The following is a 22699-nucleotide window of genomic DNA, read 5'->3' on the forward strand; positions in this document are numbered from 1 at the left end:
GCCAGGGGTTATGGTCCGATGAAGTCACGATATTTGGGCGGCGCCATGCTGCCGCTCACGGCGCTGGTCTGCGCGCTGGCGACGCCCGCTTTCGCCACCACCGCACCAGCGGCCACCGAACCTGCCCCGGCGGCTGATGCCGACGCCGGGGACGGCCAGATCGTTGTCACCGGCGATCATCTGGCCAATCCGGTGAAGCTGAAGAAGGACGCGCTCGCCACGGTGGAGGTCATGTCCGCCGATGAGATCGCCAAACAGCCGGGCGGCAACATCGTCGACATCATCTCGCATCTGCCGGGCCTGACGGGCTACAGCGACATGGGCCTGGGCCAGGCCGCAACGGGCGAGAAGGAATTCGTCACCATCCGCGGCATCGATGCCAGCTACAACAGCTACACAATGAACGGCATCGAGGTGCCGACCGCCGATTTCTCGACCCGCGCGCTCTCGCTCAAGATGATTGCGCCCTATGGCATTTCAAACGTGACGGTCACCAAGACCCCCACCGCCGACATGCCCGGCGATGCCATCGGCGGCGTGATCGATATCGCCACCCCCTCCGCCTTCGATTTCGCCAAGGGGCGGCTCAACAAGATCACGCTGGCCGGCACGCTGTCTGGCAAGGCGGTGGATATGGGCTTCCCGGCGGCAGGCGGCACGGCTCAGGCGGAATTTGCCCGCACCTTCGGGGCGGAAAAGCAGTTCGGCATCTATGTCACGGCCTATTACGACAACCGCAGTTCGGTGGGCACCACGCTTCAGGCCTATGGCTATACGCCCACGCTGGAAAGCGAGGCCAATGTCAGCGACTGGCGCAATCTGAAGGGCGGCGTGTCGCTGCAGGGTCTGCAATCCGATTTCTATCGCAACCATATCCAGCGCTATGGCGGCAACATCGCGCTCGATTACCATGGCGACCGGCAGACGCTCTATCTGCGCGGCACCTATGGGCGCTACACCGACAGCGCCACCGACAGCCAGCACGGGCTGTTCTCGATCGCCACCGGCTATGACGGCAATGGCAGCTATGCCCCGGTGGGCCTGCTCTCCAGCGGCTATTTCCAGCTGCGCGACCAGACCACCGCCCTGGCCTCGGTTCAGGCAGGCGGTTCGACCCAATTCAGCGACCGCCTGACGCTGACCTATGACCTCTCGGTGGGGCGCAGCACATGGGCGCGGCCCAATTATGTGGAAGGCTCGCTCTACGGCCAGTATATCACCGATGGTTCGGCCAATTTCGATGCGGGCAACCCTGCCGCGCCCACGGTCGCCTACACCAATGCCGCCGCGCAGGCCTATGCCAGCAATGCGAACAACACCTCGGTCTGGAAGTTTCAGGGGTCGGACAGCGGCGCCTCGAACATGCTCTATGCGGGCAAGATCGGCGCGGAGTACAAGGTCGGCAACGGCTGGCTGGACAGTGTGAAGGCCGGCGCGCGCATCGCCATCTCCAAGCGCTATGAATATCAGCACCAGTTCATGGGCAACAATGGCGATAATTTCGTCATCAAGGATGCCGCCGGAAATGTGGTGCCCTTCACCGATCCTCAGGGCCCCACGGTGAACCAGCTGGCAGGCACGGCGATCACCGATGCCTATGGTCTGGCGTGGAAGAGCTTCGACCGCTCCTATTTCGTCAACAGCATCGTGCCTTACAAATACACCAGCCAGTATGGGCTCGATCCCGATACGGGGCAGGTCACCGGCAATCCGGGCGCCTATACGGTGAACGATTATCTGCGCAACACGGTCTATGGCACCGAAAGCACCTATGCCGCCTATGTGCAGGCCAATCTGCATCTGGGCCCGGTGCAGGCGGTGGCGGGGCTGCGCTATGAATACACCGATTTCAAGGCGCCCCAGTGGCAGGTGCTGACCACCGACACCGGCGCCTGGGCCAAAAGCGGCAATGCCTATGGCGAGCTGCTGCCCAGCCTCAATCTGGTGTGGCGGCCTGACAAGCAGCTGGTGGTGCGCGCCTCGGCGCATCGCGGCTTTTCGCGCCCGGCATTCGGGCTGATCGCCGGGCCGGAAACGATCACCATCGACGATGTGTCAGGTACGCAATACATCTCGCGCTCGAACCCCGATCTGAAGGCCACCACCTCGAACAATTTCGATCTGGGTGTGGAATGGTACGGGCATGACGGCTCGTTCCTGACGGTGGCCAGCTATTACAAGGCCTTGCAGAACTACATCTTCACCGCCAGCGCCACCGGCAGCCTGCCCAACAGCGCCAGCGGCACCATCGGCGATGTGACCATGCCGGAAAACGGCACCTCGGCCCATCTCTATGGCATCGAACTGAGCGCCAACCACAAGCTGAAGGAGCTGCCCGGCCTGCTTTCCGGCTTCGGCATCGGCGCCAATGCCACCTTCCAGCACAGCAGCGCCAATGCCGGGGCCGCCTATGACAACCGCAAGACCTGGCTGCCCCGCGCGCCCGAGCAGATGTACAATGTCAACGTCACCTATGAGCACGGCCCTTTCAACACCATGCTGACGTGGCAGCACACGGGCCTGCAACTCCTCAGCCTCACCAGCAACAATCTGGATGAATATCTGCAGCCCTCCAGCACGCTGGACCTCAATGTCGGGCTCAATCTGGGCCATGTGACCTTCGGGCTGCAGGTGCAGAACCTGCTCGACAAGGCGCAGTTCTGGAAGACGATGGGCAAGGGCACGCAATATCTGGGCACGCAGGATGGCGGGGGCAATGGCTCCTATGTCCAGACCGGGCGCTTCTTCAAGCTGACGGCGTCGTATCAATGGTAAGGTGGCCAATGGTAAGGCGCTTTCTGGCGGCCGGGTTGATCCCGGCCGCCGCGCTGCTGCTGGCGGGCGCAGCCTTGGCCCAGCCGGTCGAGGGCATACCGGGCGATCTGCGGCTGGATCAGCTGCAGGAGCTGGGCTCTCACAACAGCTACAAGCGCTATCCTTCCGCGCAGGAGGATGCGCGCTTGCTGGCTTTGGCCCCGCAGTACCGCGATGAGCTGAGCTACGGCCATCCGCCGCTTGAAGCGCAACTGGCGCTCGGCATCCGCCAGATCGAGATCGATGTCGCGCCCGATCCTGAAGGCGGGCTCTATGCCGCGCCCTATCAGATGGCGGCGCCTGCGGTGCGCGAGGCCATGATGGCGCCGGGCGCCAAGGTGCTGCACTTTCCGCAGATCGACACCGAAAGCCATTGCCTCACCTTCCGCGACTGCATCTCCATCCTGCGCCGCTGGTCCGACACGCATCCCGACCATCTGCCGCTGACAGTGCTGGTCAACGCCTCTGACTTTCCCCCGATCAAGGGCTTCTGGCTGCATGATGCGGCTTTCGATGCCGCTTCGCTGGCGGCGCTGGATGCCGATCTTCTCGCGGTGATCGGGCGGGAGCGGCTGATCACCCCTGACGATGTGCGGGGCACCCGCCCCACACTGGCGCAAGCCTCGCACGATCACGCATGGCCCACGCTCAAGCAGGCCAAGGGCCGCTTCCTCTTCGTGCTGGACGGTAACGACCATCATGAAGACCTCTACCGCACCGGCCATCCCTCGCTGAAGGGCCGCGCCATGTTCGGCTATTATCCCGAGGATGCCCCCGAAGCCGCCATCTTCAACATTCAGGACCCGCGCGGAAACGAGGCCCGGATCACCCGCCTTCTGCAGGCAGGCTATCTGGTCCGCACCCGCGCCGATGCGGATACGAAAGAAGCCCGCGCCAACGATCCCACGCGCCTGAACGCCGCCGTCGCCTCAGGCGCGCAATTCGTCAGCACCGACTATTACGACGGCGTGCCCAATCCGCAGGGGCTGGCCTATCGCGCCAGCCTGCCGGGGGAACGCAAACTGCGCTGCAATCCCGTCACCGCCCGCTGCCCCGCCCGTAAACCGTAAGGACGCCCCCGATGCTTCGCACTCTGCTGCTCGCCCCGGCCATGCTGGCCATGGTGCAACCCGCAATGGCCGCCCCCCTGCCGGATGTGATCCTCACCGGCACGCTGCATGACGCCGACCGCGCCACCTACCGCGAACTGCTTTTCGACGTACCCGCCGGGGTCACCAAGCTGACCATCGATGTCGATGGCGCCGATCCCTCAAAGGGCACCTATCTGGTGCTGGGCGTCTATGACCCGCAGCGCGAGCGCGGCTGGGGCGGCGCCATCAAGCCGCATATCACGCTGGGCGAAACCTTCGCTTCCACCTCATACCTGCCCGGCCCTCTGCCCGCCGGGCGCTGGAAACTGAGCGTGGCGGTGGCCTTCATCAAGCCGGGCAATGTCACGCCCTATAAGGTCACGGTGCATTTCGATCAGGGCCCTGCCGCGCAGGTGCTCGATCCCGGCGTGAAGAAGGCTGGCCCGGGCTGGTATCGCGGCGATTTCCATGTCCACACCGGCCAGAGCGACGCCCAGTGCCGCTCCGTCCCCGGCGGCAAGCCGGTGCCTTGCCCGGTCTGGCATTCGCTGAAAGCGGCCTATGACCACGGGCTGGATTTCGTGTCCGTGTCGGACCACAATGTCGCTTCGCAGGATGCGGAACTGGCCAATGACGCACCCCTTTTCGACAGCATGCTGGTGATCCCGGGCCGGGAAATGACCACGCAATACGGCCATTTCAACCTCACGGGCCTGACGGATTTCATCGATTTCCGCGTCGGCACGCCGGGCTATCCATCGGTCAACAACATCTTCGACGCCGCCAAACCAACCGGCGCGCTGATCTCGCTCAACCATCCCGAAATCCCCACGGGCGAAAACTGCCTCGGCTGCGGCTGGTCGGCGCCTGATACCGATCTCAACCGCGTCGATGCCATCGAGGTCGCCAATGGCGGGATCGCCGCCGATGCGGGCGGACATTTCGACGATGGCGCGGGATCGGGCACCGCATGGTGGGAAGCCCGGCTCAACAAGGGCCATCACCTCACCGGCATCGGCGGCAGCGACAATCACGATCCCATCGATGGCCATGCGGGAACCTCACCCGTCGGCGGACAATCGCCGGTGGGGATGCCTGCCACGGTGGTCTTTGCCCGGAATTTGTCGCAGCCGGAGATTCTTGCCGGGGTGCGCTCGGGCCGGGTGTTTATCGATCTGACAGGGGCCAATCCCGCCCATCTGCTCGATATGTCAGCCGGTGTCGCCGGGGGAGCCATGGTGCCGATGGGCGCGACCTTGACCCGTACCGCCTGTTCAGCCGTGAAGGGCCAGCTGCATGTGCGCGGCGAAAAAGGCGCGCATATCGATCTGATCGTGGACGGCCAGCACCAGCCGCTGAACGCGGGCGGGCTGATCGCTTCGGACGATGCTTCGGTCGAATTCACGCTTCCCGCCCTGAAGCAGGTCCGCTGGTTCCGCGCCGATGTGCGTGACGTCAGCGGCAAGCGCCTGCTGATCGGCAATCCGATCTATGTCGAAACGCCAAAGGCCTGCCCGACATCCTGACCGCAGACAGGCCATGCTCCTCCTGCCCTGCCGGGTGCCGGGGGAGCATGGTGAAGGCTCTGGATCTTCAGCGCCGGGTCAACATCCCCTGCATCGCCATCCAGGCGACGAATTCGTCCATCACCAGCGTGGTGGTGGTGCCGGGCACACCCAGCCCGAAGCCATGGCTCCCCTGCTGATAGCCGTGGATCTCAACCGGTCGCCTGGCCGCCAGCCAGCCCTGCGCGATGGGGAAGCCCTGCGAGGGAAACAGCGGATCATCCAGCGCCAGCGCATCGAACATCGGAGGCGCATCCGCAGGCACATCGACCCTTGGCTGCGGCCCGTAAATATAGCCGAAGAAGGCGGGTTTCTCACCGGGCCTGGCCGTCAGGACGGTCTGCAAGGCGGTCATCGCTCCGGCGGAAAATCCGATCATCCCCACCCGCGCCGGATCGACACCCCAGCGCGCGGCATTGGCCCGCACCAGCTTGATCGCCTCACGCCCATCGGCGGCGGCCTCGGGATCGGTCAGCGTCGGTTGCCGTGTCGGATCGGGCAGACCGGCCATCATCTTGTGCATCATATAGGCCCCGGCCTCGCCCTCATCACCCGGCGTCGGCAACAGGCGGTATTTCAGCACGAAGGCGGCGATCCCCTTCGCGGCCAGAGCATGCGCCACGCCCCAACCTTCATGATCCATCGCGAGCAGCATAAATGCCCCGCCGGGCGCCACCACCACCGCCGCGCCGGTGGCCTTGGCCGGATCAGGCAGCACCGGCGTCAGCGTGGGCCGCGTAACGTTGCGCACCGTATAATCGACCCCGCCAGCCTTCGACCAGACCTCGCTGGCGGCGCTGCCCGGAGTCGCCTGACCATAGAGCGGGATCGCATCGGGCTCTGCTGGCGCGGCGGCGGGCTCCATTTTGGGCATGCCCTGCTGCGCCTCGCGCTGGGCCTGCGCGGGGGAGGCCCCCACCAGCATCAAGGCCAGCGCACAGGCTGCGCGGCGGAACGGGGCTTTCGGCATGGTTCTCTCCCTTTGTGTCTTTTGCCGACCATAAGCCATGGCCCGACAGCGAAGTACAATCGCGTTTTTTGGGGCCACCATAGGGAGCGCTGATGGAGGCAGACCCCGGATTTCAGCGCGGCCGAGGCCGCCGCGCCATTGTTGAATCCAGCTCACAGCCGCTTGCAGATTATACAGTCTAATGCCGATCCGCGCTTGGGCCTAAAAGGCAGCCTGTCGATCATCGCTGAGGCCGCCTTCGCGTTACAGCGCCCCAGCCACCTGCCTTTCCCCTTCCCCCATTTCGAAAGGAACCCCTCATGCAAACCCGCGAACTGGGCCGCAGCGGCCTTCATGTTTCCGCCCTGGGCCTTGGCTGCATGGGCATCAGCTTTAGCTACGCCACCAAGCTCTCCAAGGAGGAGGGCATCGCCCTGATCCGCTCGGCGCATGAGCGCGGCGTCACCTTCTTCGACACCGCCGAGGTCTACGGCCCCTTCGAGAATGAGGATGTCGTCGGCGAGGCGCTGCGCCCGGTGCGCGATCAGGTGGTGATCGCCACCAAATTCGGCTTCGATATCGATGCCGCAACCGGGCAGAATCGCGGCGTCAGCAGCCGGCCCGAGCATATTCGCAAGGCTGTCGAGGGTTCGCTGAAACGGCTGGGCGTCGAGACCATCGATCTGCTCTATCAGCACCGCGTCGATCCCAATGTGCCGATCGAGGATGTGGCCGGCACGGTGAAGGAGCTGATCTGGGAGGGTAAGGCACGCCATTTCGGCATGTCGGAGCCGGGCGTGCAGACCTTGCGCCGCGCCCATGCGGTGCAGCCGGTGGCCGCGCTGCAGAATGAATATTCGCTGTGGTGGCGCGCGGTGGAAAGCAACGGCATCCTTGAGGCCTGCGACGAACTGGGCATCGGCTTTGTGCCTTACAGTCCGCTGGGCAAAGGCTTCCTGACCGGCGCGATGACCAAGGATACGAAGCTGGAAAGCCATGATTTCCGCGCCAGCATCCCGCGTTTCGCCCCCGAAGCGATGGAAAAGAACCAGGCGCTGGTCGATCTGCTCAAGCGCGTCGCTGCCGAGAAGCACGCCACCCCGGCACAGATCGCTCTGGCCTGGCTGCTGGCGCAGCGCCCCTATATCGCGCCGATCCCCGGCACGACCAAGCTGCACCGGCTCGAAGAGAATCTGGACGCCGCGCAGGTCACGTTGAGCGAGGCCGATCTCCACGCCATCCGCCACGCCGCCGAGCAGATCGAGGTCACCGGCGACCGCTACACCGCCGCCAATATGGCGATGGTGGGCCGCGAAGCGCCCCTCGCCGAGGCCTGACCCCATGCGCGCCACCGTCATGCACCAGGCCGGAGACGTGCGCGTCGAGACCATTCCCGACGCCACGATCCAGCAGCCGACCGACGCCATCATCCGCATCACCCGCGCCTGCATCTGCGGCAGCGACCTGTGGCCCTATCACGATCTGCAGCCCGATGCCGTTCCCGGCGGGCGGCGCATGGGCCATGAAGCCATCGGCATTGTCGAAGAGATCGGCAGCGATGTGCGGCGGATCAGGCGCGGTCAGCTGGTGATCATGCCCTTCGCCTTCTCGGACGGCGGTTGCCTGTTCTGCGACGAGGGGCTGCACACCTCCTGCCTGCATGGCGGCTTCTTCGGTGTCGGCGGCGAGGCCGGCGGCGCTCAGGCCGAGGCGCTGCGTGTGCCGCTGGCCGATGGCACGCTCTATCCGCTCGATGTGGGCGCGGAGGATGCGCTGATGCCCTCGCTGCTCACGCTCTCGGATGTGATGGGCACAGGGCATCATGCTGCCATCACCGCGCGGGTGGCGCCGGGCAAGCCGGTGGCGGTGATCGGTGACGGCGCGGTCGGCCTGTGCGGTGTGATCGCCGCGAAACGGCTGGGCGCCGAGCAGATCATCATGCTGGGCCGCCATAAGGCACGCACCGATCTGGCCAGAGCCTTTGGCGCCACCGATATCGTCAGCGCGCGGGGCGAGGAAGCCATCGCGCAGGTCCGCGCCTTGACGGGCGGCCATGGCGTGCATTCGGTTCTGGAATGCGTGGGTGCCGAGGCAGCCATCACCACCAGCCTTGGTATCGTGCGCCCGGGCGGGACGATCGGCCGGGTGGGCGTGCCGCATTACGGCCCTCAGGAGGTGGGCGGGCCGTTCTTCTACCGCAACATCGCCATCGCGGGCGGTCCTGCCCCGGTGCGGGCCTATATCGCAGACCTCCTGCCCGACATTATGGAAGGCCGCATCGAACCGGGCCGCGTCTTCGACCGGACCATCGCTCTGGAGGAGGTGCCCGCAGGCTATCGCGCGATGGACAATCGTGAGGCGCTCAAGGTCATGATCCGGCCATAGAACCTAGGCGGCGAGGCTGGCGATAAAGTCGTAGATCGCCAGCACCGCCAGCAGGCCCAGAAAAACGCGCATCCCGATCAGCAACCGCCGCTGGGGCCGCGTCAGCGGCATCAGGGGCAGGCTTGGCACCAGGGTTTGCGATGAGGTGTTCATAGGTGTTCTCCTGAAGGACGGTGTGATCAGGCCAGCCAGTGGCTGGCCGACTGCCAGCTTGAGGCCAGCACGCAGGCGGTGGCCGCGACAGTGACGCCAATGGTGATCCCCATGCCGAGGATGTTGGCCATTCTGCCGTTGACCTGATCGCCCATCAGCTCGCGGTCATTGGCCATCAGCAGCAGGAAGACCAGCGCGGCGGGCATCAGAATGGTCGCCAGCAGATTGGCGTTGAGCACGATGGCCATCAGCGGCACGCCGGGGATCAACACGATGCCCCCCGCAATCACCACCATGCCGATGTTGATGCCGTGAAACAGCGGCGCGCTGGCGGGACCGGCATCGAAGCTGGCGACGCAGCCCCTGATCGATTCCCCGGCGGCATAGGCACTGCTGGCCGAAATGGTGAGCATCGCCACGGCCCCGGCCTCGATCAGGCCCAGTGCGAACAGCGTTCCGGCAGGTCGACCCAGCAGCATTGACAGGGCCTGCGCAAATCCGGCGCCATTCTGGAAGGCGGCCATATCGATATGGTGGATGAAAAGCGGGCTCGCCGCGACCAGCGCGCCGCATCCCGCCACTGCCGCCACAATGGCGCCCAGCATGGTGTTGATCCGGCTCTGGCGCAGGGCTTGCGCACCGGAGAGTTGCTTGTCGACCGAGGCGCTCTGCTGGAAGAACAGCATCCACGGCGTGACAGTGGCCCCGACGTTGGAGGCGATCACCAGCAACAGCTGCGCCACACCCGATTGCGGCAAGGGTGACCACGTCGCCGTCGCCAGAGCGATCTCCCGCATGGATGGATGCGCCAGCACCGCCACCACGATAAACAGCAGGTTGAAGATGGCGAGCCCGGCACACACCGCCTCCCAGCGTGCATAGCGCCCGGTCAGCGAACTGCAGACGATCAGCGCCACCGCGCATAACACTGCGCCCCAGGCGGGGATGCCGAAAAAGCCCATGCCGATGCGGATGGCGATCACCTCGGCCAGAATGGTGACAAGATTGGTGCCCAGCAGATCGATGGCGGAAATCCAGCCCCAGCCCTGCCCGAAGCGCTGGAACATCAGCGCGCCATAGCCGCGCCCGGTGACCAGCGCGATCCGCATCGCCATCTCCTGAATGACATAGGCGGCGGCAAAGGTGACCAGAATGAAGGGCAGGAAAAAACCGATGCCATAGCTGGCGCCGGTGGCGGCATAGGAGAGCATGCTGGGCCCGTCATTCTCGCCCAGCATGGCCAGCATGCCCGGGCCGATCAGCAGCTTGGCCCAATTGGCCGCCCGGCTGCGGGATGGTGCGGCAGGGGTATAAGGCAAAGATGGCGCATAGGGCATCGAGGACGTCTGCGACATGGTCGGTGCGCTCCATCGGAAGGAAGGTCAATGAGCCCGGCAGCCCTCGGTTAGGGGACAGGTGACTGCCGGGCTCGCCGGGCGTTCAGGCCGGCAACACGTCCCAGCGGGCCTTCGAGAACTGACGGATCAGCGAAGGGTCCATATTGGTATGCTGGGCAACAAGTTCGGGCGGAGTGCAGGCCAGCCATTGCGCCAGCGAGACCTCCTGAAAGCGATCGGCCTTGAAGATTTCCAGAAAGACCAGATCCTCGGTCCCGGTGTTCTGGACGTAATGGCCGAAGCTTTTCTTCACATAGCCAAGATCGCCGGCGCGGAAATCGGCGGTCATGGCGCGCGGGCCGGTGTTGAACACCGTCATGCGCGCCTGGCCCTTGATGTAATACTGCCACTCATCGGCATTGGGATGCCAGTGCAGCTCACGCAGGCCGCCCGGCTTGATCGTGACCAGCGCGGCGGCGATGGTCTTGGAGATCGGGAAGTTGCGCGTGTCGACGATCTTGACGCTGCCACCCCTGGTGACCTTGTTGGCCTTCATCTCGCCCATCGAGAAGGTGAACTCGAACTCGGGCTCGCCCAGGGGAGAGGCCACCGCACGCTGCGCCTCGGCCAGCGGAGGCACCGGGTCCTTGGCCTGATAGATCCAGAGATTGTCCATGGGGATGTTCTGAAACGCGCTCTGCGGCAGGCCGAAATTGTCGGCCAGAATTTCCGGCGGGGTATGCGCCATCCATTCGGTCAGCATCAGCGTGTTGAATTCCGACGCGCGGCCATTGTCGAACACCAGCGTGAATTCCGCGCCGCTGGTGCCGATGCCCTGAAGCGAATGCGGCAGGCCCGGCGGGAAATACCAGAGGTCGCCCTCTTTCACGTCACGCACGGCGGCGCGGCCATCGCCATCGAGCACGGTGATGCGGCATTTGCCGTCGGTCATCACCGCCCATTCGGCCTGCTGGTGCCAGTGCAGCTCCCGCACGCCGCCCGGCCCGAGGCGCATGTTGACGCCGGAAACCGCTTCGGAAATCGCGAAATCGGCCTGCGTCACCTCGCGCGCCCAGCCGCCGGACTGGATGCGCTTGTGAGCATTGCTGAAAGAGGCCCAGAACAGATCCATCCCCGCCACATCAGTGGCAGGCGGGTCCTGAAAGGAGGGGAACTGCCCGGCCAGCGTCGGGTTCTGCGGCCCCGGGTCCTGCCCGGCGATGGCATTGGCAAGGTTGCGACGGCCCTGCGGCGGGCGGTCCGGATTGCCGAAGGTGGCGGCGTGAGCAGCACTGGCGGCGGAAGCGGCAGCCGCCACCGCGCCAGCCGCAATGATGTTGCGACGGGAATAATCACTCATGGCAATTCTTCCAATAGTTGGAGATGTTCAGGATCTTGCCAGGATTAAAAATATTTAAGGTGGAAGCGGCTCGTTCCTGTGAAAGACATCATCGCCATAGGGTGATTTTGATCAAGCAATAACAATCATTGCGATTTCGAATGGGCCGACGATGTTTGACACCAACCTGCTGAAAACCTTCCTTGCCGTAGTCGATGCCCGCCAGTTTACAGCGGCGGGCACCATACTGGGAATCAGCCAGTCCACCGTCAGCCAGCATATCAGGCGGCTGGAGCTGGCCTGCGGGCGCCCGCTGCTGGAGCGTGACACCCATGCTGTCAGCCTGACCCCGGATGGCGCGGTGCTGGCCGATTTCGCGCGCAAGATCATCGATGCCAGCCGTCAGGCGGTGGATTTCTTTGCGGGCAGCGCGCCGCGCGGGCGGGTGCGGCTGGGCATTTCGGAGGAGATCACCCTGACCCGCCTTTCCGCGCTGCTGCGCGAGATCGGGCAGGCGCATCCGCTGCTCAGCATCGAGCTGACCGTGGGCCTGTCCTCGGCGCTGTTTCAGAAGCTGGATGGCGGCGGGCTCGATCTGGTGCTGGCCAAGCGGCCTGCGGGCGACGATCGCGGCATCGTCGTCCATCGCGAGCGTCCCTTGTGGATCGCGCATCAGGATTTCCGCCTTGGCGCGGGGGACGCCGTGCCACTGGTGATCTATCCCACATCCTCCATCACCAGCTCGCTGGCGATGGAGGCGCTGGTCAATGCCGGGCGGGCGTGGTTCGTCGCCTGCTCCAGCGAGAGCCTCAACGGGCTGCGCGCCGGAACTTTGGCGGGCCTTGGCATTATGGCGCAATCGCGCTTGCTGCTGGGCGATCCCGAAGGGCAGTTGGTGGCCATCGGGCCTGAGGCGGGACTGCCCGAACTGGGCGCGTTCGACTTCGTGGTTGTAGGGCGCAGTGCCCGTATGAGCGGCGCCATCGGCACGCTGGCCGATCTGATCGTGGAGAAAAGCCCGGCGCTTTGGCCATGATGCACAAAACCGGCCCGGAAAGCATCCGAACCGGCTTTGTTGCGTGCTTGCCTGATCAGGTCAGCTTGTAGGACTTGGCACCCGTGCCGGCCAGCACGCCGGAGTCGACGATCAGATATTCATCGCGGATGGGCGTGCCCTCGAAGTAGTTTTCGAGGATCTCCAGCGTGCCCGCCGCATAGCGCGTCTGCGCCGACAGCGAGGTGCCCGAGATATGCGGCGTCATCCCGTTGTTGGGCATGGTGCGCCACGGGTGATCGGCAGGCGCGGGCTGCGGGAACCACACGTCGCCAGCGTAACCGGCCAGTTGCCCGCTTTCCAGAGCGCGGACGATGGCATCGCGGTCCACCAGCTTGCCGCGCGCGGTGTTGATCATATAGGCGCCGCGCTTCAGCTGGCTGAGCTTCTTGTCATCGAAGAAATGCTCGGTGGAGGGGTAGAGCGGCATCTGCAGGTTGATGATGTCGACCGCCTTGATCAGCGATTCCGCATCCTCATGGAAGGTCAGGCCCAGCTCCTTCTCGACCTCGGGGCTGAGGCGATGCGGGTCGGTGTAGTGCAGATGCAGGCCGAAGGGCTTGAGGCGCCGCAGCACCGCCAGACCGATGCGCCCGGCAGCGATGGTGCCGAAATGCATGCCTTCCACATCATAGCTGCGCGCCACGCAATCGGCGATGTTCCAGCCGCCCTTCACCGCGATCTCATGCGAGGGCAGATAGTTGCGCACCAGCGAGAGCACCATCATCACCACATGCTCGGCCACGGAAATGCTGTTCGATCCGGTGACTTCGGCCACGGTGATGTGGTTGCGCGCGGCGGCCTCCAGATCGACATGGTCCGAGCCGATGCCGGCGGTCAGGGCCAGCTTCAGCTTCTTGGCCTTGGCGATGCGCTCGGGGGTGAGATAGGCGGGCCAGAAGGGCTGGGAGATCACGACCTCGGCATCGGGCAGATGCTTTTCGAACTCGCTGTCGGGGCCGTCCTTGTCGCTGGTGACGATCAGTTCGTGGCCCAGTCCTTCCAGATAGGAGCGCAGGCCCAGCTCACCCGACACGCAACCGATCAGATCGCCGGGCTTGAAGCCAAGCTCACCCTTGGGGGTCGGCGCGGTCTGGCCGTTGGCGTAACCGGAAATCACCGGAATATCGTCCCGCGCATAGCGGGGCGGATAGGAGGTTTCGGGATCGGGATAGAGGACGCAGAGAATCTTTGCCATGATTTCAGTCTCCTGCTCGCTGTCGGTTGATCTGTGCAGCGACAGGAACGGGATGGGCTCAGGAACCAGATGGGTCCAATCGTTTGATCTGACTGGATCATAAGCGAAATCTATCAGGCGGGCGCAGCGCCCCTGTTTCCGGCAAAAACCGCCGGGTCCAGCCGCCGTGACAGGGCCCATAAAGCCTCCGACAAGGGCGGCTGCACCTTGCGCGCCTGCCGAATCAGCCCGACCGCAGAGGTCTGCTGCGGATCGATGGCATGCATATGAATGTCCGCCCCGAGGCCCTCAACCGGCAGCGCCCCTTCGGGCAGCACGCTGACCAATGTGCCCCCGCGCACCTGCGAGAGCAGCACCTCCACCGCATTGGTTTCCAGCACGATGTCCGGCTTCACGCCCACCCCGGCGAAAATCCGGTCGATGATGCGGCGGTTGTGCATCTCGCCGCTCAGCAGGCAGAGAGGCAGGCTGGCGACCTCTTTCCAGCCGATATGCTCCGGCAGGGCCACGCCATCATGGGCGATCAACACATGGCGTTCAGTGAAGAGCGGTAGATAGTCGAAGCCGTCCTCCTCCTGCGCATCGGCATAGACCACGGCGAAATCCACCTCGCCCTTCTTGATGCGGCGGTAAAGCTCCGGCGTGCTCAGCGCGTGGACCTCCAGCGTGAGGGCAGGGAAACTCTCGCGAAAGGCGCTGACCAGCGCGCTGAGCGGCGCCACCGCCGAAGGGATCGTGCCGATCGCAACATGGCCGCCCACCACCTGACGCACCAGCGCCGCCTCCTGCTTGAGGCCATCAAGCGAAGCCAGCACCTGATGCGCCCAGGCCAGCACCCGCTCGCCTTCCGGGGTGATGCCCTGAAAGCTGCGGTTGCGCTTGATGATGGTGATGCCCAGCTCGCGCTCCAGCTCGGCCAGCCCGGCGGACAGGGCAGGCTGCGAGACATGGCAGGCCTCTGCGGCGCGTGCGAAATGGCGATGCCGGTCAAGGGCAACGAGGTAAACCAGCTGGCGCATGAACATGGAAAATGCAGTCCTGATCCCGGCGTGATCGCGGAAAAAGCGCTGGATAGCAGCGGGATCGGCCCGGACCAAATGAAGGATCACCGCCGAAGCGATGACCCCATGCCCTTATCGCCGTCCGGTGTTCTGCAGCCCCTGAAAATTGAGCGACCTGTTTTGCTCGGCTTCAATGGCCGCCCATTCCGCTTTGGTGTGGCAAATGCGCTTGGGCACGATCGAGCTGGTGTCGTCGTCCAGCCGGCAGGTCCGCTTTTCCTTGACCGGGGCCGGTGTGGCCGCGGCTTCCGATGCCGCGGGCTTTGCATCCTGCGCCTGCGCGGCAGGGCTCATCGTCATAAGCGACGCAGCGACGATCAATCCAAATTTCATTCAGCCTACTCCTGAATACATCCAAGATCTCAGGTGATGCGCGTTCAAAACCCGCAAGGGTAGAGAACATAGTTGCCTCCGCCATCAAGTATATCCGTGTAAACCACTGCTTTGCGGTGTTTTATTCACGCCCCCAAAGAGCCTGCAAGCCAGCGGCACGCATAGGCGACCCCAAACCTGCGTATAGTGTCCCGGCCCGCACAGTCGGGCTAGATTTCAGCGCATGGCAAGGGCCCCGATCCGGTTGTCCCTTCCACCAGTCCAGCACACACAGACGGGAACGCGCATGTCACACTCAGCCTTCACCCTTTCACGGCGTCATGTCATCGTGAGCGGTGCGGTTGCTGCCACCGCGCCATGGCTTCCCACGGCAGCGCTCGCCAAGGCCTCATCCCACCCCACACCTCACGGAGATACGATCATGAGCAGCGGTTTTGTGAAAACTCAGGACGGCACCGAAATCTTCTACAAGGACTGGGGCCCCAGGGACGCCCAGCCCATCGTCTTCCATCATGGCTGGCCGCTGTCCTCCGACGACTGGGACACGCAAATGCTGTTCTTCCTCGGCCATGGCTACCGGGTGGTGGCGCATGACCGCCGTGGCCATGGCCGCTCCACGCAGGTCGATACCGGCCATGACATGGATCACTACGCCGCCGATGCCGCGGCGGTGGCCGAGCATCTCGACCTGCGCAATGCCGTCCATATCGGCCATTCGACCGGTGGTGGCGAGGTCGCGCGCTATGTCGCGAAATTTGGCCAGCCGCAGGGCCGCGTGGCCAAGGCGGTGCTGGTCAGCGCCGTGCCGCCGCTGATGCTCAAGACGCCCGCCAATCCGGGCGGCACCCCGCTGGAGGTCTTCGACGGCTTCCGCGCCGCTCTGGCCGCGAACCGCGCCGAATTCTTCCATGCCGTGGCCGCAGGGCCCTTCTATGGCTTCAACCGCCCGGGCGCGAAGGTCTCGCAGCCGGTGATCGACAATTGGTGGCGGCAGGGCATGATGGGCAGCGCCCTGGCCCATTATCAAGGGATCAAGGCCTTCTCGGAGACCGACCAGACCGAAGACCTCAAGGCCATCGGCGTGCCCACTCTGGTGATGCAGGGCGATGACGATCAGGTCGTGCCCTATACCGATGCGGCGCTGCTGCAGATCAAGCTGCTGAAGAATGGCACCTCGAAGATCTACAAGGGCTTTTCCCATGGCATGCTGACCGTGAATGCCGAGACGATCAATCCCGACCTGCTCGCTTTCGTGAAAGCCTGACCTCGCCCGGAAACGGACAACAACACGGGGTGCGGGGCAGGTCACCGATGACCTGCCCCTTCACGCCTGGTGCCCTGTGATCATCGCCCAGGCTTACAGATCGAACTCGATGCTCGCCAGCAGGGTGCGCGGCGTGCCCGAATAGGCGGTGTTGGCGCCCGGGCTGCCCACGATGTTGCCATCGGCGATGGAGGCGTAGTAGCGCTTGTCGCCCACATTGATGACGTTCAGGCGCAACGTCTCGTGATGGCCGCCCCATGCCGCATTGTAGCGCAGCCCCAGATCGACCGTGGCATAAGACGGCGCAAAGCTGTTGTTGGTGTTGGTGGCAGCGCGGTCGCTTTCGTAATGCAGCGTGCCGGTGAAGGCGACGCCATGCGCGAAGGCCGGATGCAGATCGGCGGAGATATCGCTCTTCCACGCGGGCACGCCCACCACGCGCTTGTCATTGGTGGTGGCCACGCCCGAATTGACCAGCCGCGCATCGATATAGGTCACCCCGCCAAACAGGCTGAGCGCCGGCGAAATCGCCCCCTGCCCGAACAGCTCGCCACCCCAGTTGCGCTGCGTGCCCACCACCGCAAAGATATTGCTCACCGCATCGGTGGTGGCCAGCGGACGCGTCATGCGAAAGCCCGAGGCGGTGATCAGGAAGCCCGGCGTCACCTGATATTTGGCGCCGATCTCGGCCTGATAATCGCGATAGGGTGCAAGGATCTGATTGGCATTGGCGGTGCCCGCAGGCGCCGTCTCGCCCTGCTCCACACTGTCGACCCAGGTGGCATAGAGCATCAGCGGCGCCACAGGCTTGTAGCTGAGACTGACCGTGCCGCTCACCAGCCCATTGCGGTTGTCGGCGCTGGTGACCGTGCCCGTCTTCGACCAGCTCCTGGAATCGAGGAAAGAGGTGCTGAGCGTGCCATGCAGCGCCACGCTGTCCCCGACATGCACCGTATCGCCCAGCACGATGGTCTGCACGAAGGTGCGGCCTGAAAGATATTTGCCGCCATCGGCCGGCGTGGGCACGGTGGGCAGCACGGTGGGATTGGCCAGATTGCCCGTGCCCAAAGCCACGGCGATGGAGTTTCTGGCGCTGTACTGCCCATTGATAAAGCCGTTGGTGCCGATCGCCACATCGTTCACCAGCCCCGCCACACGGACATGCCCCGTCAGCGACGCCGTGTTGCTGGCTGCGGTAAAGCGCGGCACGGCGGTGAAATTCTTGGTGACGGTGTCATTGCCGGCATTGTCGGTCAGCGTGTTGGTGATGCCATAAAGGCCGCGATTGGCGTTCTGATACAGCCCGCCGACCTCAAACTGCCAGCCATTGCCCAGATCATGCTTCAGCTTGGCCAGCGCCGTATCGGTGCTCAGATCCACCCCGGCGCCGGGCTGACCATAGCCGACCCGCGTGGGATCGATGGCGGCAGGCAGCACCGTCTTGCCGCCGGTGAAATAGACGATGCTGCCGGGCAGACCATAGGCCTGCGTGCGGTAATGGCTGAGGTCGATCTCCAGCACGGTGCGCGGATCGATATGGACGTCGAAGTCGCCCGCAATCAGCGTGCGGTTCTGCGAACTGCCATCGACATAGCCCGAGCCCTGCCCATGCAGATAATTGATCCGCCAGCCCACCGGGCCAAGGCGGTTGCTGGCATCGACCTGCCCTGTCCACATGCCGGGGGAATCGAAGCTGCCGACCATGCGGAACAGCGGCGCATCGGTGGGGCGCTTCAGCTCGTAATCGAAGACGCCCGCAGGCGATTGCGGGCCATAAAGCGCGCCGCTCAGCCCGTTGAGCACCTGAATGCCCGCCAGATTTTCCGAGGCAATCGCGGTGGTGCCCACGATGTTGAGCCCGTCGAGCCGCGTATCCTGCACGATGCTGCCCTGAAAGCCGCGCGATTGCGGGCGCGAGACCTCGAAGCCCTGCTGGTCGCGCACCTGCACCGAGGGCAGATAGCGCAGCGTGTCATTGACACTGCGCGCCTGATTGTTGACGATCAGATCCTCCGGCACGGTGGTGACCGAGGCGGGCAGATCGGCGATCGGCTGCTGCCCCAGCGGGCCCAGATCGGCCAGACGCACGGCATAATCGGTCTGCTCGGCATAGGCGCGGTTGGCGGTGACCACGATCTCACCGGTGCGGCTGCGGGGGCCTGTGTCCGTGGCGGTGCCTTCCGCCGTCTGGGCCTGTGCGGGCTGGCTGAGCATGAGCGCCATGGCCAGCGTGGAAACAGGCAGCACACGCGGGTGAAGAGACAGGATGGCGGATCTGGCGGACATGGGGGGCTCCGGCACTATAAATTATCTATAGGAAAACAGGCGCCGCCCTTGCCAGACGCGACCGGCCCGGCCTAGTCAAAAGCTTGAATTTTCATGATCCCGGCCATCATCGTGAAAAAATGTGTCCGCGCCGCATCACCTGTCCTGCGGCACCTTTGACTGGAGACCGACATGGCATCGCGCGCGACTCTTCTTTCCACCGCACTGGCCATGGTGCTGGTCGGCAAGCCTGTTCGCGCCGAAACGGTGGAGGTCTTTGCCGCGGGCAGCCTGCGCGGCGCCATGGCCGAGATCGGCCAGCGCGCGGCCACCATGGGCATCCAGATCAAGCCGGTCTTCGGCGGTTCGGGCACCTTGCGTGAGCGGATCGAAAAGGGTGAAAAGCCTGACCTGCTGCTCTCGGCGGATATGGGCTCGCCACTGGCTCTGGCAGCACAGGGGCGGACCTTTGTGCCGCCCGTCGCCTTTGCCCGCAACCGCCTGTGTCTGGTGGCGCGGCATGAGCTGAAGCTGAAGGGATTGAGCGCGCCGCGTCTGGTCGATGGCCTGCTGGCCAAGGGGGTGCGTATCCGCACCTCGCGCCCCGTGGCCGATCCTTCGGGCGACTATGCCATGGCGATGTTCGATCTGATGGACAAGGCCCACCCCGGCGCTGCCAAGGCCCTGCGCGACAGGGCCGCGCAGTCCTGGGATCTGCCCCTGCCCGCACTGACCGCCGGGCAGAATGCAACCACGGCTCTGTTCGCCGCCAAAAGCATCGATGTCGCCGTGACTTATTGCAGCGCCACATCGGATCTGACGAAAGGCGTGCAGGACCTCGATACCGTGCCCGTTCCAGCAGCTTTCGATCCGCAGCCGGTCTTCGGGCTTGCCTTGCTCTCCGATAAGGCCGCCGCAGCGCGTCTGGGCCTGTTGCTGCTGTCAGGCGCCGGTCAGGATGCCCTGGCGACGGCGGGCCTGCTGAAAATCTCTGACAGTCATGCTCGTCAGGCGCGGCCTGACTAACGGGTCACCGACAGCGTCATGCGCAGCGCCCGCCCGAATTCGGGGCGGGCCAGAAAGAAGCTGGTCAGCCCCCCGGCGTTGAACGAGCCCGCGCGCGGATTGCCCTCGGTCACGCCCAGCGCATTGGTGATGTTGGTTGCGCTCAGCACCAATGTCGCATGATGGGTGAGTTTGGCATTCAGCGTGGCGTTCAGCAGCCCATAGGGCGGCAGGCGCTGGCTGTTGGCGATATCGGCATAGCGGGCGGAATAATGCACCAGCTCGGCGCCCAGCCGCAGCCTGCCGCCCATCAGCTTCAGGCTGGGCGCCGCGCGCAGAGCCAGAGCAGGCACCCGGATCAGCTGATTGCCGGTGGCATCCTGCGCCACGGGCTGCCCGCCCATCAGCGTGACATAATGGAAATTGCGATAACGCGGGTCCTGCACCGTGGCCTGCAGATCGAGGGAAAGCGGCCCGAGCAGATCGGCATGGCCTGACAGCTCCAGACCGATCGTGGTGGTGTCGGCGATGGAGGTCGTCTCGACATAGGCATTGCTGGCGGTGTCAAAGCGATAATCGGTGAAGGGCAAACGCGCAAAATGGGTCGAAAAGCCCACGGCAGAGAGGTTCCAGCGCCGATGTTCGGCGATGACCCCGGCCTCGGCCATGGTGATCGGCACATCGGCCTCGTCGGTGCGGTTGGGGGTGCTGGTGAATTCGCTGGCGCTGGGCAGGCGGTTGATGCGCGTGTAGCGCAGGAAAAAGCCGAGGCTGGAGACAGGCCGATAGTTGACGCCGACCGTGGCGTTCAGCCCGGAAAAGCGGCGATGGATGGGGGTGAACTGTCCCGTGCCCGTCAGCACCGCATCATCGGCCAATGTGGCGGCATCACCCAGATTGACGGCAGTGCTGTTCTCCATGCTGCCGCCGATCCGCGTCTGCTCCCAGCGGCCGCCCAGATCGATCCGCCAGCGGCGCCCCAGCTTCCACTCATCGGCCAGATAAAGCGCCAGATTGCTGGTGTGCAGCTGCGCATTGTCGAAGATCGAGCCATAACGGGTGAAGCCATTGTCGGTCAGCGCCCCCACCTGCCGCCCCGCGCCATCCAGCGCGACCACATCGAGCCGCCGCGCCTGCCCGCGCACATCGAGCAGGGCGGTGCTCATGGTGCGCGCGAAGCCCAGCCTTGTGTCGGCAAAGGTCAGGCCCAGCGCCAGATCGTGATGACCGGCAGCGTCCAGCCTTTGAGTCAATCTTGCATCGGTGATCCATTCGGTCATCGGCATGCGCACCGAGAGCAGATTGGCCCCCACCACCAGACCGTTGCCATTGCTGTCAGAGAGAAAAGGCTGATCGCTGCCCGTATAGCGGATCGCCGCGCTGGTCGCAGAGGGAAAGGCCGAGGACAGCTGAGGCCAGACGCTGGCCAGATAGCTGCTCCCCGTCATGGGTTGCCCCACGGGAAACAGGCCGTTGCGCAGGGTGGTGCCGCTGCGCAGGCGGGTCTTGATCTCCAGCGCGCCAGGGGCGCCCAGCGTCCGCCGCGCCCGCAGGGTGAGAAAGCCGATGCGGCTGTGCGTCCCCTGCGAAAGGTCGAAATCCTGCGGGCCATTGGCCGTCTTGAAGGCCACATGCACCTGTTGCGGCCCGGCCAGCGTATCGTAGAGCGGATCGAAACCGGGCACCGCCTGCACCCGGCCCTGCCCGTTCGACTGCAGCGGCACGGGCAGATAGAGGATCACCCGGTCATCAAGCCATTTGCCATTGAGCGAAAGCTGCAGGCCTCCATCGTCATAATCGAGCCCCGCGCGGATCTGCCCGCCCTGATCCGCCGGATAGCCCGGATTGCGCAAGCCATTGTCCTGCCGATAGAAACCGCCCAGAGACAGGCCAAGCTCGGGCGTGATCCGCATCCCCCAATAGCCGTCGATCCGGCGATAGGCCGCACTGCCCAGCGTGGTCGAGACGGTGAGCCCGGGGTCCTTCAACCCGCTGCGGGTCAGGAAATTGATGCTGCCGCCCGGCGCATTGGGCTGGAAAATCGCCGAGGGGCCGCCGCGCACCGCCTCCACCCGCTCGATGGTGGAATCGACGCGCATGATCTGATCGGTGTTGAGATAGGCCAGACCGCCATCATACTGGATCGGCAACCCATCCTCCAGCATGGCGACCGAGGAATAGCCGTCGGTGGGGATGCCCCGCGCGCGGATGTTGTTGCTGGCCTCGCCGCCGGTCGCCTCGACCCAGAAGCCGGGGATCTGGCGGAAGAGATCGGCGGTGGAGGTCAGCGGGCCGTTGCGGTGCAGCGTATCAGCATCGATCCGGCTGACGGCATAGCTCAACTCGGTCTGTGCGAGTGCGCCCTGTGCGGCGCGGCCTGTCACCAGAATATCGCCTGAAGGCGGCGCGGCGGCGGGAGGTGGCGGCGGGCCTGGACGCGCAGGGCGTACAAGAGCTTGTGCCCTCGGCGGCGGCGCGGCGCGCAGGATGATCGTGCCCGGAGTGATGCTGGCAATCTCCAGCCCGCTGCCCTTCAGCAGATGGCGCAAGGCGCTGGCAACCGGCATGTGGCCATGGATCGCCGCGCTGCGCCGTGCTGCTGCGGTGGCATAGGGATAGAGGATCTCCCAGCCGCTCTGATGCGCCAGACTGTCAAGCGCATGGGCCAGCGGCTGGGCGGGCAGGTCGATGCTGATCGGTGAGGCAGGCGGTGTGGCATGGGCCGGCGCCACGATCAGCAGCGCGGGAGCCAGCGCGCAAAGCATGGCGCGCCGGGAAGCGTTGTGCATCCCTCGTCCTCTCGCCATGATTCTGTGGTGACGCCCCGGCCCCTTCATGCGCTCGCGCATGGCGTTCAAATGCTGCTTTGGCGTGACAGGGCGCGGC

17 protein-coding genes are annotated in these 22699 nt (G+C 64.8%); 8 read left to right on the forward strand and 9 right to left on the reverse strand.

Annotated elements, in window-relative coordinates:
- The first annotated feature begins 18 nt into the window (after positions 1-18).
- The 3 genes from HGK27_RS21710 to HGK27_RS21720 are packed head-to-tail and all read left to right on the forward strand — an operon-like array spanning position 19 to position 5431.
- The gene (locus HGK27_RS21710; protein ID WP_206244894.1) at positions 19-2775 is read left to right on the forward strand and encodes a TonB-dependent receptor; all 2757 of its coding nucleotides are present in this window, start codon (positions 19-21) and stop codon (positions 2773-2775) included.
- 8 nt (positions 2776-2783) lie between these two features.
- Entirely contained in the window at positions 2784-3884 is a 1101-nt protein-coding gene (locus HGK27_RS21715) for a Ca2+-dependent phosphoinositide-specific phospholipase C (RefSeq protein ID WP_206244895.1), read from the forward strand.
- A gap of 11 nt (positions 3885-3895) precedes the next feature.
- Positions 3896-5431 carry a CehA/McbA family metallohydrolase gene (locus HGK27_RS21720; RefSeq protein ID WP_206244896.1) on the forward strand — a complete coding sequence of 512 codons (1536 nt, stop codon included), beginning with the start codon at positions 3896-3898 and terminating at the stop codon, positions 5429-5431.
- Between the two features lie 67 nt (positions 5432-5498).
- Here HGK27_RS21720 and HGK27_RS21725 read toward each other — a convergent pair whose 3' ends face one another.
- Positions 5499-6440 carry an alpha/beta hydrolase gene (locus tag HGK27_RS21725; protein WP_206244897.1) on the reverse strand — a complete coding sequence of 314 codons (942 nt, stop codon included), beginning with the start codon at positions 6438-6440 and terminating at the stop codon, positions 5499-5501.
- Positions 6441-6739: 299 nt separating this feature from the next.
- On the opposite strand from HGK27_RS21725, the gene HGK27_RS21730 reads away from it, so the two are divergent.
- Together HGK27_RS21730 and HGK27_RS21735 are read left to right on the forward strand one after the other, a co-directional pair.
- Positions 6740-7756 (forward strand): aldo/keto reductase, encoded by a 1017-nt coding sequence (locus HGK27_RS21730; protein ID WP_206244898.1) that lies wholly within the window; start codon positions 6740-6742, stop codon positions 7754-7756.
- A gap of 4 nt (positions 7757-7760) precedes the next feature.
- The gene (locus HGK27_RS21735; protein ID WP_206244899.1) at positions 7761-8804 is read left to right on the forward strand and encodes a zinc-dependent alcohol dehydrogenase family protein; all 1044 of its coding nucleotides are present in this window, start codon (positions 7761-7763) and stop codon (positions 8802-8804) included.
- A gap of 3 nt (positions 8805-8807) precedes the next feature.
- Here the strand turns inward: HGK27_RS21735 and HGK27_RS21740 are convergent, their stop codons facing one another.
- The 3 genes from HGK27_RS21740 to HGK27_RS21750 form a co-directional block, all read right to left on the reverse strand.
- Positions 8808-8957: a hypothetical protein gene (locus tag HGK27_RS21740; RefSeq protein ID WP_206244900.1), complete on the reverse strand. Its 150-nt coding sequence runs from the start codon at positions 8955-8957 to the stop codon at positions 8808-8810.
- Between the two features lie 26 nt (positions 8958-8983).
- Entirely contained in the window at positions 8984-10312 is a 1329-nt protein-coding gene (locus tag HGK27_RS21745) for an NRAMP family divalent metal transporter (protein ID WP_206244901.1), read from the reverse strand.
- 85 nt (positions 10313-10397) lie between these two features.
- On the reverse strand, positions 10398-11654 hold the full coding sequence (locus HGK27_RS21750) for a cupin domain-containing protein (protein ID WP_206244902.1): 1257 nt from the start codon (positions 11652-11654) through the stop codon (positions 10398-10400).
- Between the two features lie 151 nt (positions 11655-11805).
- On the opposite strand from HGK27_RS21750, the gene HGK27_RS21755 reads away from it, so the two are divergent.
- Complete coding sequence (locus HGK27_RS21755; protein WP_206244903.1) at positions 11806-12669, forward strand: LysR family transcriptional regulator; 864 nt, start codon at positions 11806-11808, stop codon at positions 12667-12669.
- 55 nt (positions 12670-12724) lie between these two features.
- Here HGK27_RS21755 and HGK27_RS21760 read toward each other — a convergent pair whose 3' ends face one another.
- The 3 genes from HGK27_RS21760 to HGK27_RS21770 form a co-directional block, all read right to left on the reverse strand.
- Positions 12725-13885 (reverse strand): NAD-dependent formate dehydrogenase, encoded by a 1161-nt coding sequence (locus tag HGK27_RS21760; protein ID WP_206244904.1) that lies wholly within the window; start codon positions 13883-13885, stop codon positions 12725-12727.
- A 113-nt stretch (positions 13886-13998) separates the two neighbouring features.
- The gene (locus HGK27_RS21765) at positions 13999-14910 is read right to left on the reverse strand and encodes a LysR family transcriptional regulator (RefSeq protein WP_206244905.1); all 912 of its coding nucleotides are present in this window, start codon (positions 14908-14910) and stop codon (positions 13999-14001) included.
- Between the two features lie 108 nt (positions 14911-15018).
- Positions 15019-15279 (reverse strand): hypothetical protein, encoded by a 261-nt coding sequence (locus tag HGK27_RS21770; protein WP_206244906.1) that lies wholly within the window; start codon positions 15277-15279, stop codon positions 15019-15021.
- Positions 15280-15700: 421 nt separating this feature from the next.
- Between HGK27_RS21770 and HGK27_RS21775 the strand changes: the two genes are divergently transcribed.
- Complete coding sequence (locus tag HGK27_RS21775; protein ID WP_407674689.1) at positions 15701-16543, forward strand: alpha/beta fold hydrolase; 843 nt, start codon at positions 15701-15703, stop codon at positions 16541-16543.
- A 93-nt stretch (positions 16544-16636) separates the two neighbouring features.
- Here the strand turns inward: HGK27_RS21775 and HGK27_RS21780 are convergent, their stop codons facing one another.
- A complete protein-coding gene (locus tag HGK27_RS21780) occupies positions 16637-18829 on the reverse strand; it encodes a TonB-dependent receptor (RefSeq protein ID WP_206244908.1) in 2193 nt (730 codons plus the stop codon).
- Between the two features lie 171 nt (positions 18830-19000).
- On the opposite strand from HGK27_RS21780, the gene HGK27_RS21785 reads away from it, so the two are divergent.
- The gene (locus HGK27_RS21785) at positions 19001-19834 is read left to right on the forward strand and encodes a substrate-binding domain-containing protein (protein WP_206244909.1); all 834 of its coding nucleotides are present in this window, start codon (positions 19001-19003) and stop codon (positions 19832-19834) included.
- Here the strand turns inward: HGK27_RS21785 and HGK27_RS21790 are convergent.
- Positions 19831-22602, reverse strand: coding sequence for a TonB-dependent receptor domain-containing protein (locus HGK27_RS21790; RefSeq protein WP_206244910.1), 2772 nt, complete (start codon positions 22600-22602; stop codon positions 19831-19833). The two genes, HGK27_RS21785 and HGK27_RS21790, sit on opposite strands and share 4 nt — an antisense overlap.
- Between the last annotated feature and the right edge of the window lie 97 nt (positions 22603-22699).

The organism is Novosphingobium terrae (genome assembly GCF_017163935.1).
In the GTDB taxonomy this organism is placed as follows: Bacteria; Pseudomonadota; Alphaproteobacteria; order Sphingomonadales; family Sphingomonadaceae; genus Novosphingobium; species Novosphingobium terrae.